This is a genomic window from Collinsella sp. AM44-11 (genome assembly GCF_003467145.1).
Lineage (GTDB): Bacteria > Actinomycetota > Coriobacteriia > Coriobacteriales > Coriobacteriaceae > Collinsella.
The window spans coordinates 48,898-65,840 of record NZ_QSFE01000002.1 but is presented as its reverse complement, the minus strand read 5'-3'; the positions used below and the strand labels follow the sequence as shown (position 1 = coordinate 65,840).

Here is a 16,943-nt window from a genome sequence, read left to right as displayed (position 1 = left end):
AATGTCGAAGCATAGGCAGTCGCGATGTCTCGTCTTAAGGCTAGCGCCTCGCATGGGCGCCGATCGGCCGAGTCGCATAGCGCACCAACGCCGCTGCCAGCAATACCAACAGCATGGCGGTGACATAGCCCGCAGCATCGAATCCTAAATCGATAACGTCGAAATGCCTGCCGGGAACAAAGATCTTATGTACCTGATCGCCAACGGAGCAGACGGCGCAAAAGAGCAACACGGGCACGCAACGGGAGCATACGCTCCAAGGACGCCTGGAAAAGCAAACCACGACCACCGAGGCGAACAATCCGACGAAGAAAAACTCTACGGTATGGGCAACGCGACGGACGTTCGTGCCCACCCACATGCGAATGGAAGCAAGTCGGCCAGACCGGACATTCGAAGCAGCCGAATCGGTGCCCCCGGTCATCCCGTTCTCGGTCTGAGCTTCACCCGCGACATCGGCAGCCTGAACGCCCGTAGCCTGACCCTCCACCACGCGCGCGGTGGACTCGCTCAGCAACGACGTCTCCACCGCATTTTGCTCCGTCAGCACCCAGATGCCCGCCAGCGTTGCAGCGAACAGAATGATCGCGGTCCATCCGATTATTTGTTTTACGCGCGCCAAGGGCCTACCTCCTTTTTTGAATATCAGCGAGTGTAGCCCCAAATGGCATCGTCACCGTATCAAAATTTGAATCGCAACAGGAAGCGACAAAGCGACGCAAACCCCTACCCCGCCTCGCGCATCCAGCGATCGAACGTCCCCACGCACACGCCCAAGCACTTTGCCGCCTGGCTGCGGGTAATATCGCCCGCCTCATAGCTATCGCGCACCAGCTCAAACTGAGGAGGGCACGGCTTGCGAGGTCGACCGAAACGGACCCCTCGCGCCCGCGCCGCTGCAATCCCCTCCGCCTGGCGCCGATGAATATTCTCGCGCTCCACCTGCGCCACGTAGCTCAGCAGTTGTAGCACAATATCGGCAATCAGGGTATTGGTCACATCCGGCGCGCCGCTGGCCCTGGCGCGCGTGTCAAGCAATGGCATGTCCAACACCACAATGGCAACCCCGAGCTCCTTGGTAATGCGTCGCCATTCCTCAAGAATCTCGGAGTAATTACGGCCAAGCCGGTCGATAGAAAGCACCACCAGCACGTCCCCGTCTCCCAGGATGTGCAGCAGCTCGCGATACCGCGGGCGATCGAAGTCCTTGCCGCTCGCATGGTCGGCATAAATATTCGCCGAGCCCACGCCATAGGCGCCCAGCGCATCCAGCTGCCGATTTAGATTCTGATCGCGCGAACTCACCCGCGCATAACCATACACCGTCGCCATCTCATCCCCGCTTTCTTGTAAACCTGCCAAAAAGGGACAGGTTTATTTTGGTAGGTTTTACCTCTCGAATAGCAGGTAAGCGGGCGGCCGAGCGGACGGCAAGGTAGCTATGATCCAAATGCGGAGGGCGGCCCCGAAAGACCGCCCTCCGCTCTCCCGCCATGAGTCGAGATTTGGCTAATGGATAAGCTTAAAGTCCAAGTGCCCACGCGTGGTATTGACGCGCGAAACCTCGATAATCACGCGCTGGCCCAGTTCATAGCGAGTCCCCGTGTCGGCGCCCGTCAGCGTAAGCGCATCCTCGTCGAACTCGAACCACTCGTTGCCCAGACTCTTGATCGAAACCAAGCCTTCGACCTGCGTCAGGTCCAAGCGCACAAAGAGGCCCATGCTGCTGACCCATGAGACCGTTCCGGCATAGCGCTCGCCCAGGCGATCCTCATAGTACTGGGCAATCTTGATCTTTTGCGTCGCATGGCTAGCGGCATCTGCCGCGCGCTCGGCATCGCTGCATGCGCGGCAGATCTGCGGCAGAATGCGCGGCAGCGACTCGCGCCCCTTGCCGATCAGCCGCGGTGTACGGACCAGGGCGTCCTTGCCGCCGAGCTGCTCATAGGCCAACTGCAGTTTGAGCACGCGGTGCACCACCAGATCGGGGTAGCGACGGATGGGACTCGTAAAGTGACAGTAGCACGGCGCGGCGAGCGCAAAGTGGCCCTCGTTGCGCGGCTTGTACAGCGCGCGCTGCATGCTGCGCAACAGCAGTGTATTGACAAGTGGCGCGTTGGCCGTGCCAGCCGCGGCGTCAACCGCAGCCTGCAGCTCATCGGGACTTCCCAAGGCAATACCAGCCGCACGGCGGTCGTCGATGATGCCCAGCTGCGCCAGCGCCACGGCGGCGCCGTGCAGGCTATCGGGACTGGGATCATCGTGCACGCGATAGCAAGCCTCAATGTCGCGGTCGGCCAGCCACTCGGCCACGCACTCGTTGGCGAGCAGCATGGCCTCCTCGATCAGCGACGTGGCGCACGAGCGCTCGCGGGCCACGATCTGCACGGGCACACCGTCCTCGTCCAAGAGCGCGCGGATCTCGGCCGTATCAAAGTCGACCGAACCGCGTGCGCGGCGAATGCGGCGGCGGAGCTCCGCAAACTCGTTGGCGGCAACCAAAAAATCACCGAGGTCGACGTTATAGCCGCGGGCTGCCTCCTCGCATGCAAGCCCACGCTCAAGCGCCTCCTCGCGCGAGGCCTCGGCAGCCGCAACATCCTCGGCGGCACCCTCCAGCACCGAATACTCCACCGCGCCGGCACGCACCAGCAGTGCCTCGGCGCCATCATAGTCCATGCGCACGCGCGAGCGAATCACGCTGGGGTACGGATCGTAATGCCGCACGCGACCCTGCTCATCGAGCTCGATATCGACGGTAAACGCAAGACGGTCCTCGTCAGGGCGAAGCGAACACAGGTCATTGGACAGGCGTTCGGGCAGCATGGGAAGCACGCGATCGGCCAGATACACCGATGTCGTACGATGGCGAGCCTCAAGATCGATATGCCCGTCCCAAGCCACATAGTGAGAAACGTCAGCGATATGCACACCCAGCTTGTAGCCACCCTCGGGCGTGCGCTCAAGCGAAATGGCATCGTCAAAGTCGCGCGCGTCGACCGGGTCGATCGTGATGACAAAGCGGTCGCGCAGATCGCGGCGGAGCGGGTCCTTAAGCGCCGCGGACACATCGAGCGAAAGTCCCTCGGCCTCGTCCAGCGCGGCCTCGGGATAGCTATCGGTATAGCCGTAACGCGCCATCACGTATTGAACGCCCAAATCGGGCGCGTCATCTCCGCCAATGCGGCGTTCGATCGTCACGGTGCCCGATTCCAGGCGCGTCGGGTAGGTCAAAATGCGCGCGACAACGGCATCACCCGGGTGGACGCCCAGACGATCCGCCGAGGTATCCTCGGGCAGAATGAAGAAGTCGGCCTTCAGGCGCGAATCGAGCGGCTCGATCACACCGAGCGGACCAGCGGTCTGGTACGTACCCACCACGCTTATGGCTGCGCGCTCAACCACGCCCTCGATCACGGCGCGCCGCTCACCGTGCGGGCTGTTCTTAATGCTCACGGCAACGGTATCACCATCCATGATCTCGCGCTTACCGCGGCCCATAACCTTGTAGTCGCCGCTCTCGGTTATGACATAGGCGCCATGCTCATGGAGCTGCACGCGCCCGGTCAGGCTCGGACGGCGTTCGCTGCGCACCGGCCCACGCTTATTGCGGGCACCGCGCTTATGCTTGTTATTGCGCCCCATGGCGCCTCCTAACTATCGATGACGAACTCCAAAGAGTCTACCCAAATGATCCGTTTTCCTGCCGTCCCCTAGGGATCAAAAAACGGGCCGCCCCGCAAGAGACGACCCGTTGGAAGGGATGAATTCCAGGCATGCCTACACGCGCAGGTAGCGGCGCATGGCGATGGCAGAACCAAAGAGACCGATAATCACGCCGACCAGAATCAGCGCAGCATAGGTCACCAGGTAGTACTGCATCGGCAGGGCAAACGACATCCAGCCGATGCTCTCCTGCAAACGCGGAATCATCAGATTGCGCAGCAGCTCCAGAACGCCGATGGAAAGCAGCGAGCCCAAAATGGCCTGCAGTACGCCCTCGGTGATAAACGGGCCGCGAATGAAGCCGTTGCTGGCGCCGACCAGACGCATAATCGCAATCTCACGACGACGCGCCGTGATGGACAGGCGAATCGTGTTGTTGATGAAGATGAATGCGATAAAGGTCAGAAGGCCAACGAGCACCACGGCGGCGATGCGGATGTAGTTGGTCACCTGGAACAGGCGGCTCACTTCCTCCTGGCCGTACAGCACGCTCGCGTTGACGTCGCCGTCATCCGCGATCTTCTGGAAGTCGGTGTTCTTCTTGAGCTTCTGGGCCGTGCTCTCGACCTTGGACGGATCGTCCATCTCAATTGCAAACGAAGCCGGCAGCGGGTTCTGGCCATCGAGCGCGCTCATGGTGGCGTCGGCGTTGCCCGACATCTTGCTCGTATACTCGGCCAGCGCGTCGTCCTTGTCCTTATAGGTCACGGACTTGACGTTATTCCACGTCTTAAGCTCGGCCTCAAAAGCCTGAACGTCTGCCTGATCGGCGTCATCGCTAATAAAGGCGTTAATGACAACCTGATCCTCGACGGTGCCGATCACGGAGTTCAGCATCGCGGAACCCATGATGAACAGGCCGATGATAAACAGCGAAAGGAAGATCGTGATGACGGCGCCGAGCGAGGTGGTCCAGTTACGGAAGAAGTGGCTCATTGCCTCTTTGAGCGAGTAGCCCACGTTAGTTGGTGCCATAGTTGCCGTAACCTCCCCTCTCCTGGTCGCGGATAACGTGGCCGCCCTCGAGGGCGATCACGCGACGGTGCATGCTATCGACCATCTCGCGGTCGTGCGTGGCGACGATCACGGTGGTGCCGGTGCGGTTAATACGCTCGAGCAGCTTCATGATGCCCAGCGAGATCGCCGGGTCGAGGTTGCCCGTGGGCTCGTCGCAGATCAGCAGCGGCGGACGGTTGACCATAGCGCGGGCGACGGCGACGCGCTGCTGCTCGCCACCGGAAAGCTGGTCGGGCAGCGAATCCATCTGATCGGCCAGACCGACCAGACGCAGCACCTCCGGCACCTGGCTGCGAATGACGCCCTTGGGCTTGCCGATGCACTGCAGGGCAAACGCCACGTTTTCGTAGGCGGTCTTTTGCGGCAGAAGCTTAAAGTCCTGGAACACGGCGCCAATCTGGCGGCGCAGGAACGGAACCTTGCGGTTCTTGATCTTCATGAGGTCCTGACCGGCAACCAAGATGCGGCCGCTCGTCGGCTTGACGTCGCGGTTGAGCGTCGACAGCAGCGTGGTCTTACCCGAGCCGGAATGACCGACCAGGAAGACGAACTCGCCCGGATAGATCTCGATGTTGATGTCGTCGAGTGCAGGCTTGTTGGGCTGTGCCGGATAGATCTTGGTGACATGCTCCATAAGGATGACGGGCTCGACACCGGCCTGCTTGGCCATCTTCTTGCGGCTGGCCTGCGGATCGATGGGCGCAAACACCGACGTAAAATCGGGGTTGTTGAGCGCGTTATCGAGGCTTGCGACCTCGGCTGCCTGATCGCTCTCGACCACCGGGGCAGCAGGCTGCGTGGGATCGGGAATAGCGGCAAAGAGGCCGGACTGCGCAGGCTGAGGAGCCGGTGTCGCAGGAGCCATGGGGTCGGGAATGCCGGCCATGCTAGGCTGCGGCGCGGCGGCGCCAGCCTGAGGCTGCTCCACGCGAGCGGTCACAGCCTGAACGGGCTCAAAACCCGCCGTGCCGGAAAGCGCGACATCGCTGGTGGGATTGTAGGCAAAGGGATCGGATGCCGGCTGTGCCTGATCTGCCGGCTGAGTGGGGGCCTGAGCAACAGGCTGGCCCTCTGAATCCGGAGTGGCGAAACGACTGCCCTGGACGCCTGTCTGCGTCTTGGGGGCATCATCGCCCGCACCGGAGGTACGGAAGTGGTTACCCACTGGTGCTCCTTATCGTCGTGCGTTTAAACTACATGAGCGCTTTGTATTTTAGCAGCATTAGCTTTGCTGCACATAAGAAGCATGGCGGGCTTTGGGATCCCACCGGCCGGGCGCAGGGTTACCTCCCAAATCGTCCTCGCGCATGGCCGGCATTTGTCCTGCTCCTGCGGAGCTGCGGACAAACGCCGGCCTGCGCTGCGGAAAGATTTGGGAGGTAACCCTGCGCCCGGCCTGCGGCTACTATGGGGCCGACGCACCAACTTGAGATGCTGCGCATACAAAGTTGGAAGGGTCTGAATTGCACTTTGTTGGGATGGGCCCGTTTCCCCATGGGAACCTTGCTTGGCAGGACTCTATTTTAAATTCAGCATAAACAGGGGCGCCCTCTTTGAGGACGCCCCTGTTCTGGCTTGTTTGCGGTTGTCAACGCGATACTTTGCCTCGTCTTGCCTTATGCCAAGAACTCCTTGGTGGTCGCCACGATGTTGGCGGCGTCCAGGCCGTACTTGTGCAGGAGCTCGGCACCCGGGCCGGACTCGCCGAAGGTGTCGTTGACGCCAATCTTCTTGAGCGGCGTCGGGCACTGCTCGCACAGAACATCGGCAACGGCGCTGCCCAGGCCACCGATCACGGAGTGCTCCTCGACGGTCACGACGTGGCCGGTCTTGGTGGCGCTCTTGACGATCAGGTCGGCATCGATGGGCTTGATGGTGTGCATGTTGATGACCTCGGCATCGATGCCCTCGGCAGCAAGCTGCTCAGCGGCCTCGAGAGCCTCGCCGACCATCAGGCCGCAAGCGATGATGGTGACGTCGGCGCCCTCGCGCATGACGATGCCCTTGCCCACCTCGAACTTGTAGGTCTCGGGGTCGTTGATGACCGGCGAGGCCAGACGGGCAAAGCGCATGTACACGGGGCCGTCGCACTCGTAGGCGGCGCGCGTCACGGCGCGGGCCTCCACGTCGTCGGCGGGAACAATCACGGTCATGCCGGGGATAACGCGCATGAGGGCGATATCCTCGCAGCACTGGTGCGTGGCGCCATCCTCGCCCACCGAGATACCGGCGTGCGTGGCACCGATCTTGACGTTAAGGTGCGGGTAGCCGATGGAGTTACGAACCTGCTCAAAGGCGCGACCGGCAGCGAACATGGCAAAGGTACTCGCGAAGGCAACACGACCGGTGGTCGCGATACCGGCGGCGACGCCCATCAGGTTGCTCTCGGCAATGCCCACATCGAAGAAGCGGTCGGGGCAGGCCGCCTTGAACTTACCGGTCTGCGTGGCGGCGGCCAGATCGGCGTCGAGGACCACAAAGTCATCGTGCTCGTTGGCGAGCTCGACGAGGGCCTCGCCGTAGCTTACGCGCGTGGCGATTTTCTTGACGTCTGCCATCCTAGAGCTCCTCTCCGGCGGCCGTGAGCTCTGCCATGGCCTGCTCAAACTGTTCATCATTGGGGGCCTTGCCGTGCCAACCAACCTGGTTCTCCATAAAGGACACGCCCTTGCCCTTCAGGGTCTCGGCGATAATGGCGGTCGGCTGGCCCTTGGTAGCGCGAGCCTCGGCAAAGGCGGCGCGGATCTGATCGAAATCGTTGCCGTCGGCAAGCTCCACCACGTGGAACTTAAAGGCGCGGAACTTGTCGGCGAGCGGCATGGGGTCGTTGACCTCCTCGACGGGACCGTCGATCTGCAGGCCGTTGTGGTCGACGATCACACAGAGGTTGTCGAGCTGCTGGTTGCCGGCAAACATGGCGGCCTCCCAAACCTGGCCCTCCTCGCTCTCGCCATCGCCCAGCAGGGCGTACGTGCGATAAGTATCGCCCCAGTGCTTGGCGGCAACGGCCATGCCCACGGCGGCGGAGATGCCCTGGCCGAGCGAACCGGTGGACATGTCAACGCCCGGAGTGTCGTTCATGTTGGGATGGCCCTGCAGGTGGCTGCCGATGTGGCGCAGCGTCTCAAGATCCTCCTTGGGGAAGAACCCACGCTCGGCGAGCACGGCGTACAGACCAGGCGCGCAGTGACCCTTGGAAAGCACGAAGCGATCGCGGTCGGCCTTGCGGGGATCGGCCGGGTCGACGTTCATTTCCTCAAAGTACAGATAGGTCATGATGTCGGCAGCGCCGAGCGAACCGCCCGGATGGCCGGACTTGGCAGCGTGCACGCCGGTGACGATGCCCTTCCTTACCTCGTTGGCAACCTTTTTGAGCTCTTCGTCGCTCATTGTGCCTTCCTTTCATCCTCATTAGACAAAATGCGCACGGCACCGAAGGTAATCCCAACACAGCCGCAATGCACGTACGTCATTCATTATGCTGGAAACTGATGGCTTTACCAGAGTTTTTATCATTATTTGAACAATTTAGCAGGCAGAACCGCTGATGAAACGGTTTATCAATGTGAACGTCTTTTGGATGGGACGCGGTCGGCCCTACGCGCTAATGTCCTTGAATCCCTCGCCGAAAGCTTCCGTAACGTCGGCGACCGTCACAATGGCGTGAGGATCGCGCTCGCGCACGATCGTCTTGAGGGTATTGAGCTCTCGACGGTTCACGATGACCATGATCACCGGCTTCTCGGCACCCGAATACATGCCAGTCGCCTTAAACTTGGTACAACCACGACCCAGGCCATACATGATATCGGCAGCGATATCAGGGAACTTGTCCGAGATGATGAGTACCATACGGCGTTTGTTGCCACCATCGACCACGGCATCGATCACGTAGCCGCTAATGACCATCGAAAGGCCTGCATATAGTGCATTTTCGATTGAAAAGACCGGAGCCGACAGCGCGCATACGGCAACATCGATCGCCATGACGGTCGAGCCCACGGGCAGCGAGGTATTACGCGAGATGATTTGGCCAATCGTGTCAGAGCCGCCAGTGTTGGCACCGGCGCGCAACACCATGCCATACCCGATGCCCGTGATAATGCCGCCCCACATAGCGGGCAGCATCAGGTCGGCATGTGCCAGCGGCGCCACAAACGGAGCGAACAGGTCGGTGAAGAAGCCCAGCAGCACAAAGCCCGTCGCCGTCTGGACCACGTAGAACATGCCCCCCTCGCGCATAACGACCAGCAGCAGCAAGGCATTCATCACGATGGTTTGAATACCGACAGGCAGCGAGATGCCATGCGAGGCGCCGACCGCCTGGATAATCGTGGCGAGACCCGTAACGCCGCCGGCAGCAAGACCGTTGGGAATCAAAAACAGATCCGTCGCGATAGCTGCCAGGGCGCAGCCAAACATGATCTTGGGCAAGTCATGAAAGAAGTTCAGCGAAAGAATGCGCTTGATGTCCAGACGATATGCCATGCTGCCTCCCTCAAAAAAGCGCACCCAAACGAGTGCGCTTTGAACTTCTTACTGTATTCGATTCTACCGATTCACCGAGCAAATACCACCCCCTGCGAAGTGTTTGCATCGACCCGGAGCCAACCATGTGCCTAGGCGTCCGAGCCTTCCGCACCGGCGTTGCCGGTAGCCCAACGGTGATAGCCAATTACAAACGGATCCAGATCGCCATCGTCAAGAACGGCCTCGACATTGCTAGTCTCCACACCCGAGCGCAGGTCCTTGACCATCTGATACGGGTAGAGCACGTAGCTGCGAATCTGGTTACCAAAACCGATCGTGGTCTTGGGTCCACGAATCTCGTCGAGCGCCTCGGTGCGCTTCTCGAGCTCGATCTCGTACAGACGGGCCTTGAGAATCTGCATGCACGCGGCCTTGTTTTGAATCTGGCTGCGCTCGTTTTGGCAAGTGACAACGATGCCGCTGGGAAAATGCGTCACGCGTACGGCGGAGTCGGTGGTGTTGACGCCCTGTCCGCCCGGGCCGCTCGCGTGATACACGTCCACGCGGATATCGTCGGGACTGATCTCGATGTCGATATCGTCAGGCAGCACGGGGATGACCTCAACGCCGGCAAACGTGGTCTGGCGGCGCTTCTTGTCGTCGGTGGGGCTAATGCGCACCAGACGGTGGACGCCGGCCTCGGCGCGCAGCATGCCAAACGCGTCCTTACCCTCGACGGTAAAGGTCGCACGGTCGATGCCGATGACCTCGGCTGCGGGGCAGTCGTTAATGGTGACCTTCCAGCCGCGACGCTGGCAGTACTTCATGTACATCTTGAAGAGCATGAAGGTCCAGTCCTGCGCCTCCAGGCCGCCCTGTCCGGGCTTGATGGTCACAATCGCATCGCCGTGATCGAACTCACCGGTAAACCAACTCGAAAGCTCGAGCTCGTCGATAGCGCGGGCCAGGCGTTCTGCCGTAGCGGCAGCCTCCTCGCGCAATGCGGCGGCATCGGGGTCGTCGCCCATCTCCTCGGCAAGCTCCAGCGCCGCGCGGGCGTCAGATAGCTCGCCGCGCGCGGTATCCACGGCAGCGATATCTTCTTTGGCGCGAGCGATCTCCTCCATGGTGGCGCGAGCGGCGCTGGCGTCATCCCAAAAGCCGGGGGCCACGCTTTTGGCCTCGAGCTCGGTCACGCGCGTGCGCTTCTCGTCCAAATGAAGATACGACTCGACCTCGCCGAGCCGGTCCGCAAACGCGTCCAGCTCGGCGGGCGTTATCTCTAAAGCCTCGGCCATTAACGATTCCTGCCGTGGCAGTACTTGAACTTCTTGCCGCTGCCGCAGGGGCAAAGGTCATTGCGGCCAACGTTGACGTACGGATCGTCGCTCTCGTCCTTGCGGTAGGTGGTCACCTTGCCACCGTTGTTGACGGCAGCCGGGCCTCCCTGGACGGCCGTACGGGCCTGCACCTGTGCCTGCTTGCGCAGCACCGAGTTGCCGTTATCGCCATCGACATCGGCGGGGCCGGAGAAGCGCGCGCCCTCGAGCGCGGGGTCCTCCTTGTGCTCCACGGCGTGCGGGGCGGCCTTGATCTCGATGCGCAGGACGGTGCGCAGGTAATCCTCATACATGGTGTCGACGAGCATCTGGAAGGCACCATAAGCCTCGGTCTTGTACTCGACCAGCGGGTCGCGCTGACCAAAGCCGCGCAGTCCGATACCAGTCTTGAGGTAGTCCATCTCCTGCAGGTAGTTCATCCAGCGGGTATCGATGACGCGCAGCATGACCTGGGTGTTGAGCTCGCGCATGAGGTCCTCACCCAAGCGCTCGGCCTTCATGTTGTAGCACTTCTCGACGTAGGCCAGGACATCGGCAGCCAGGGCCTCAAAGTCCTCGTCGGGGAACTTGGGCGTATCGATATGCCCGGTGAGCTCCACGACCCACTTGCGCAGGCCCTCGAGATCGCGCTCGCCATCGTGGCTGTCCTTGGTGCAGAACTCCTGCACGCAGCGGTACACGGTGTCGTGCATGACCTCGGTGATGTGGTCGGTCAGATCCTTGCCGTCCAGAATCTTGTTGCGCTCGGCGTAGATGACCTGGCGCTGCTTGTTCATGACGTCATCGTACTCGAGGACGCTCTTGCGCATGGAGAAGTTGATGCTCTCGACCTTGTGCTGGGCGCTCTCGACGGCCTTGGAGATGATCTTGTGTTGGATGGGCATGTCGTCGCCCATGTCGGCGGTGACCATCATCTTGGAGACACGGTCCATCTTGTCGCCGCCGAACAGGCGCATGAGGTCGTCCTCGAGCGACAGGTAGAACTGAGTCTCGCCCGGATCGCCCTGACGACCGGAGCGGCCGCGTAGCTGGTTGTCGATACGACGGGACTCATGGCGCTCGGTGCCGATGACGGTCAGGCCGCCGGCGGCAAGCACGCGCTCGCGCTCGGCCTTGCAGGTCTCCTTGGCCTCGGCGTTAAACTGCTCGAGCTGCTCGGGTGTCACGTCCTCCATGGTCAGGCCCTCGTACTCAAGGCGCTCGCGCACCAGCTCGTCGGGGTTGCCGCCCAGCAGGATGTCGGTACCACGACCGGCCATGTTAGTAGCGATGGTCACGGCGCCGTAGCGTCCGGCCTGGGCAACGATATGAGCCTCGCGCTCGTGATGCTTAGCGTTGAGGACCTCGTGCGCGATGCCGCGCTTGGTAAGGGCGGCCGACAGTTTCTCGGAGCTTTCGATGGAGACGGTGCCCACCAGGACTGGCTGGCCCTTGGCGTGACGTCGCTCGACGTCGTCGGCAACGGCGTTGTATTTGGCCTGGATGGTGCGGTACACCAGGTCCTCGTGGTCAACACGCTGCACGGGCTTGTTGGAGGGGATGACCTCGACGGGTAGCTTGTAGATCTCGCGGAACTCGGCATCCTCGGTGAGTGCCGTACCGGTCATGCCGGAGAGCTTGTCATACAGACGGAAGTAGTTCTGCAAGGTGATGGTGGCCAGCGTCTGGTTCTCCTCGCGCACGAGCACGCCCTCTTTGGCCTCGATGGCCTGATGCAGGCCCTCGGAGTAGCGGCGGCCTTCCATGATGCGGCCGGTGAACTCGTCGACGATCTTGACCTCGCCGTTGGTGACCACGTACTGCTTGTCGCGGTGGAACATGTACTGGGCCTTCAGCGCCTGCTGCAGGTGGTTGACCAGCTGACCGGAGAGATCGGCATAGATGTCATCGATACCCAGGCGGCGCTCAATCTTCTTAAGGCCGCGCTCGGTGGCGGCGATGGTGTGCTTGGCCTCGTCCATGACGTAGTCGCCCGTGGGCTCGACGTCCTCGGTGGCGGTGAGCATGTCGTGCGAGACATCCTCGCCGCGCTCAAGGCCGCGCACGGCACGCGCGAAGTCCTTGTAGGTGCTGGCGGACTTGGTGCCGGCGCCCGAGATGATGAGAGGGGTACGTGCCTCGTCGATCAGGATGGAGTCGACCTCGTCGACGATGGCGTAGTTGTGGCCGCGCTGTACGCGCTGCTCGGGGCGGGTGACCATGTTGTCGCGCAGGTAGTCGAAACCGAACTCGGAGTTGGTGCCGTAGGTGACGTCTGCCTGGTAGGCCGGACGCTTGAGCTCGAGCGGCATGTTGTTCTGGAGCAGACCGACGGTCATCCCCAGGTACTTGTAGATGCGGCCCATCCACTCGGAGTCGCGCTTGGCAAGGTAATCATTGACAGTAACGACGTGCACGCCCTTGCCGGCAATAGCGTTGAGGTAGCCGGCCAGCGTGGAGACGAGCGTCTTGCCTTCGCCGGTCTTCATCTCGGCGATATGCCCCTCGTGCAGCGCCATGGCGCCGATGAGCTGTACGTCAAAGTGACGCATGCCCGTGATGCGCTTGGAAGCCTCGCGCACGGTGGCAAAAGCCTCGGGGAGCATGTCGTCGAGCGACTCGCCGTTGGCGTAACGCTCGCGGAACTTATCGGTCTGGCCGCGGAGTTCCTCCTCGGTCATCTTCTCAAACTGGGGCTCAAGACCGTTGATCTGGTCGACGATCTTGTAGTAGCGCTTAAGGTCCTTATCGGATCCAAAGGACAGCAGCTTTGACATGAATCCCATGTGGTTTTCCTTTTTGGCCATCGCCCACGCCGTGCAGCTGCGGGCGAGTTAAACACAGATGATTGTACTTTAGCCAAACAAGGCACGGCCTATACGGTCGACCTCGACCGCCACGTAATAACTATGACCAACCTGCCACAATGGGACAGGTTTATTTTGGCAAGTTTTATCTGAGCAAACGCCGTCTATCTGCCATTTGGTGCCACGGGGACAGGTTAGCTTGCACCAATAAAAAGAAAAGGGCCGCGCACCAAATGGATGCACGGCCCTTATGCCATGAATGCGAGCGATTCCGCGGCGAGCTATTTACTCAGCAGCCTCGGTGGTCTCGGCCTCGGCAGCGGCCTCCTCGACGGGAGCCTCTGCGGGAGCCTCGGCGGCCTGCTTGGCAGCCTCCTCGGCGAACTTAGCAGCACGCTTAGCCTTCTCGGCAGCCTTAGCCTCAGCGGCGGCCTTGCGAGCGGCCTCGGCCTCAGCAGCCTTGGCGGCCTTGGCAGCCTTGGCCTCCTCAGCCTTCTTGAGCTGGGCGGCAGCGGCGCCACCGAACTTGTCGGCGAAGCGCTGGACGCGTCCACCGGTGTCGACGAACTTCTGCTGGCCGGTGTAGAACGGGTGGCACTCGTTGCAAAGCTCAACCTTCATCTCGGACACGGTAGCGTGCGTCTTGAAGGTGTTGCCGCAGGAGCACGTCACCGTGCACTCGACATACTGGGGATGGATACCCTGCTTCATGGTAGGACTCCTTATTGGTCAGGCGCTGGTTACCGATCAGCGCATAAGGCGTCTTGGTTTCCGACCAAGACAACAAACTCGGCTATGGTACCACGGCGCCGCGTGTCCCACAAAAGGTTCACGGTCTTTTCGGAACGACACGAGCTGGACCTTAAATATCAACTTCATCCGAACACTCCCCCACATTCATCTCTCGTATGTATCGAGGTATTCCTGCTTGAGCGTCTGCGAGGACGACTTGATCTTTTCCACGAGCGTGCCGGCCTCGATGAAGTAGAACGAGTTGGTGAGGTCTGCCAGGTCGTCGAGCAGATGGCTTGAAATGAGCACGCTTCGTCCCCGCGCCACCTCGCTGCGCATCGCGTCGCAGGAGGTTTTCCGCTTTCCCGGATCGAGGCCGTTCAGCGGTTCATCGAGGATGAGGTACGGGCAATCGGTCGCTATCGCCATGGCAAGCTTTACCTGCTGCTTCATTCCTGTCGAGAGTTTACGGGTCGGCTTGTCGAGATATGGGGAGATTCCGAGGGAGTCGCAGAGCGAGTCGATGTCGGCGGCCGATTTCCACGCCTCCCTAACGAAAGCAAGGTGCTCGAGGGCTGATAGCGTGGGATAGAGATCCGCGCCGCCCGAAGAGCTCAGGTAGACGAGTTCTGCAAATTCGGCTGATCGACGTTGGCAGATTCCGTCTGCCGCCAGGCTTCCCGAGCGGATGCGGGTGGGAAATTGGCCCGACAGCGCTTCAAGAAGGGTGGTTTTCCCCGAGCCGTTGGGAGCAACGAGGCCCGCCGCCGTTCCCGGGCTCAGGAAAAGCGACCCGATTGAAAGTATCGTCGTGCTTCCGTATCCCACGCTCGCGTCCAGAAGCTCGAGCCCATGGTGCTTTTTCGCGGGTCCAGGCTGTTTGGGCGAACGTGTCGCAACGGCGCCGACCGCAAAAAGGACCGCGACGTATGCCAGGGCCACGGCAAGCATCGATGCGCTGCCTGAACCGGAGCCAATGAATTCTGTCGGGAAGCATCCTACGTAACCCGTTGCCTCGATAGGCGAGAATACGGCCAGCGGCAGGAGATTGAGCGCGGCGTTATGCTCCAGCGCCGAATCGGACAGTAACGGGAATGCCGGGGCCGCGACAAGCAGCGCGGAGGTGAGGGGGCCTGCGAAGACGCGCCTCGTTGCGGTCGATAGGACGGCGGAGCAAACGGATATCAAGGTTCCGCCCGCAAGCAGCGCGAGAAGCAGGGCTGTGAAGACGTTTCCCGCGGTCGTGGTGGTAAGCGCGCCGTCATGGAAGAAGGCGATCGGGTACCCAATTTGCCCGAAGCCGTTTAGGGCCAAGGCGTAAATGCCCCCGGGTGCGAGGCCGGCGAGGAGCATCGCGGTCCCCGCGGCGATTATCGAAAACACGATCTGGATAAGGCGCCGGAATTTGGGCGCGGGCGCCTTCGCCGCCAGGGTCGCAGGCCTTGTGGCCCCGAGCAGGAGTATCGACGAGAGAAGGAAGGGGATGAAGGGAAGGAAAGACGGCGCCGTGGCAATGGCGTAAGGCAGGAAGGAAAGGAATGGCAGGTCGTTTGCGGAGGCCGGGATATCCGTGATGCCGGAGCTGCTCAGGGCACGGCAATATGCGAGCGCTGCGTCATTGGTCTCTCGGTCTCCCACGATGGACCCGGATTGGAAGCCTTCGCCCATGAGCGCGTAGTAGCTCTCGGCAGAATCGAGAAAGGCGGCGTCGGTTTGAGCGGCAAGGGCGGCGTTCGCGTATCTTGCAAGCTCCGCGTCATTTTGCTGCTCTGGAGATAGGTCTGTGCCGCTGGCCTGGGGCGCGCGCGTATTGAATGCGTCGACAAAGCTCTGCATGCCCTGTTTCATAAAGAAGGGCCCGTAGATGGGTGAATTGAACGCAATGGGGACGGAAAAGGCTGCAGCGAGAACGAGCGTACAAATCCATACGGCCTTGTCTCTTAGGATTAGTTTGAGAAGAAGTCGACAGTACATTTAGAAGCACCTACGTTCCTCAAAGAATTGTTAGATTAAAAGTAACAGACCGGATGAAGATACGTGCGACGGGGGCGAGGCGAATGGCTGAGCGGTATCGATATGCGGGTTCAACGGTATCACATTGGCCACATAGATTTTTAACTTGCATTTCTACCCGCCCTTTTCGTAGAGTCGCCGATACGTGCTTAGCGCACCCTCGGCGCGTCCGGCAGGCTTTGCGAAATGGGATCCAGGAGACTTCGGCGCAGCATCATCTTGCGGAATGCTTCTAATGAGCCTCCCATCCTTCAAAAACAGAATCTCATCGCACAGCCTATCGACCGAATCCAAGATGTGGGATGACATGATGATGCACGTACCAGAATCGGCCAGCTTCCTGAGAATCTCGGAATGCAAGTCCACCCTGCTGGGGTCGAGCGCGTTCATGGGCTCATCTAATAGAAGGTACCGCGCGCCCGTCGCATACGCAATCGCCAGGGTAAGCTGCTGCTTCATGCCCTGGCTCAGAGTGCGGATCCTCATCTTCGCGAACTCGCCTATCTGCGTTTGTTCCACTATCTCTTCGATATCGCGAGCATGCGGCCACATATCGCAAACCATCTTGAGGTGATCTTCCGCACGCAATCCGGGATACAGCAGCGTCCCCTCACCAGGTGCATAGAAGATCATAGAACGGACCTCTCTCGCACCCGTACCCTGCACCTCATCCAGAACGATGCTCCCGTCCACGCGAGGACCCGGCAAACCTGCCATCGCACGCAGCAACGTCGTCTTTCCATGCCCGTTCGGAGCGACGAGACCGTAGACCGTACCCGGGGCAAACTCAGCGTTCACCGAATCTACGAGCACCTTCTTTCCATAAGAGATCGTCAGCGTTTGAAGGTCAATCATCGAG

13 protein-coding genes are annotated in these 16,943 nt (G+C 60.8%); all 13 read right to left on the bottom strand.

Going from position 1 to position 16,943, the window contains the following annotated elements; genetic code table 11:
• Positions 1 to 40: 40 nt before the first annotated feature.
• The 13 genes from DW943_RS01720 to DW943_RS01660 all read right to left on the bottom strand — a co-directional run bounded on the left by DW943_RS01720 (position 41) and on the right by DW943_RS01660 (position 16,939).
• Entirely contained in the window at positions 41 to 622 is a 582-nt protein-coding gene (locus DW943_RS01720) for a VanZ family protein (RefSeq protein ID WP_158551657.1), read from the bottom strand.
• A 104-nt stretch (positions 623 to 726) separates the two neighbouring features.
• On the bottom strand, positions 727 to 1,332 hold the full coding sequence (locus tag DW943_RS01715; RefSeq protein ID WP_117629497.1) for a recombinase family protein: 606 nt from the start codon (positions 1,330 to 1,332) through the stop codon (positions 727 to 729).
• 177 nt (positions 1,333 to 1,509) lie between these two features.
• Entirely contained in the window at positions 1,510 to 3,645 is a 2,136-nt protein-coding gene (locus DW943_RS01710) for a ribonuclease R family protein (protein ID WP_117862000.1), read from the bottom strand.
• A gap of 135 nt (positions 3,646 to 3,780) precedes the next feature.
• Positions 3,781 to 4,701, bottom strand: coding sequence for a permease-like cell division protein FtsX (ftsX, locus tag DW943_RS01705; RefSeq protein ID WP_117861999.1), 921 nt, complete (start codon positions 4,699 to 4,701; stop codon positions 3,781 to 3,783).
• Entirely contained in the window at positions 4,688 to 5,908 is a 1,221-nt protein-coding gene (gene ftsE / locus DW943_RS01700; RefSeq protein WP_117775818.1) for a cell division ATP-binding protein FtsE, read from the bottom strand. Before ftsE ends, ftsX begins: the two co-directional genes overlap by 14 nt.
• A gap of 451 nt (positions 5,909 to 6,359) precedes the next feature.
• Positions 6,360 to 7,301 (bottom strand): transketolase family protein, encoded by a 942-nt coding sequence (locus DW943_RS01695; RefSeq protein ID WP_117843070.1) that lies wholly within the window; start codon positions 7,299 to 7,301, stop codon positions 6,360 to 6,362.
• Position 7,302: 1 nt separating this feature from the next.
• On the bottom strand, positions 7,303 to 8,133 hold the full coding sequence (locus DW943_RS01690) for a transketolase (RefSeq protein ID WP_035137416.1): 831 nt from the start codon (positions 8,131 to 8,133) through the stop codon (positions 7,303 to 7,305).
• Between the two features lie 207 nt (positions 8,134 to 8,340).
• Positions 8,341 to 9,231, bottom strand: coding sequence for a YitT family protein (locus tag DW943_RS01685; protein ID WP_117861998.1), 891 nt, complete (start codon positions 9,229 to 9,231; stop codon positions 8,341 to 8,343).
• A gap of 131 nt (positions 9,232 to 9,362) precedes the next feature.
• The gene (prfB, locus tag DW943_RS01680) at positions 9,363 to 10,511 is read right to left on the bottom strand and encodes a peptide chain release factor 2 (RefSeq protein WP_117861997.1); all 1,149 of its coding nucleotides are present in this window, start codon (positions 10,509 to 10,511) and stop codon (positions 9,363 to 9,365) included.
• A complete protein-coding gene (gene secA / locus DW943_RS01675; protein ID WP_117861996.1) occupies positions 10,511 to 13,318 on the bottom strand; it encodes a preprotein translocase subunit SecA in 2,808 nt (935 codons plus the stop codon). Before secA ends, prfB begins: the two co-directional genes overlap by 1 nt.
• A 306-nt stretch (positions 13,319 to 13,624) precedes the next feature.
• Positions 13,625 to 14,050 carry a 50S ribosomal protein L31 gene (rpmE, locus tag DW943_RS01670; protein WP_006235303.1) on the bottom strand — a complete coding sequence of 142 codons (426 nt, stop codon included), beginning with the start codon at positions 14,048 to 14,050 and terminating at the stop codon, positions 13,625 to 13,627.
• A gap of 186 nt (positions 14,051 to 14,236) precedes the next feature.
• Positions 14,237 to 15,919, bottom strand: coding sequence for an ABC transporter ATP-binding protein (locus tag DW943_RS01665; protein ID WP_158566051.1), 1,683 nt, complete (start codon positions 15,917 to 15,919; stop codon positions 14,237 to 14,239).
• Between the two features lie 279 nt (positions 15,920 to 16,198).
• Entirely contained in the window at positions 16,199 to 16,939 is a 741-nt protein-coding gene (locus DW943_RS01660; RefSeq protein ID WP_117769450.1) for an ATP-binding cassette domain-containing protein, read from the bottom strand.
• Positions 16,940 to 16,943: the final 4 nt, after the last annotated feature.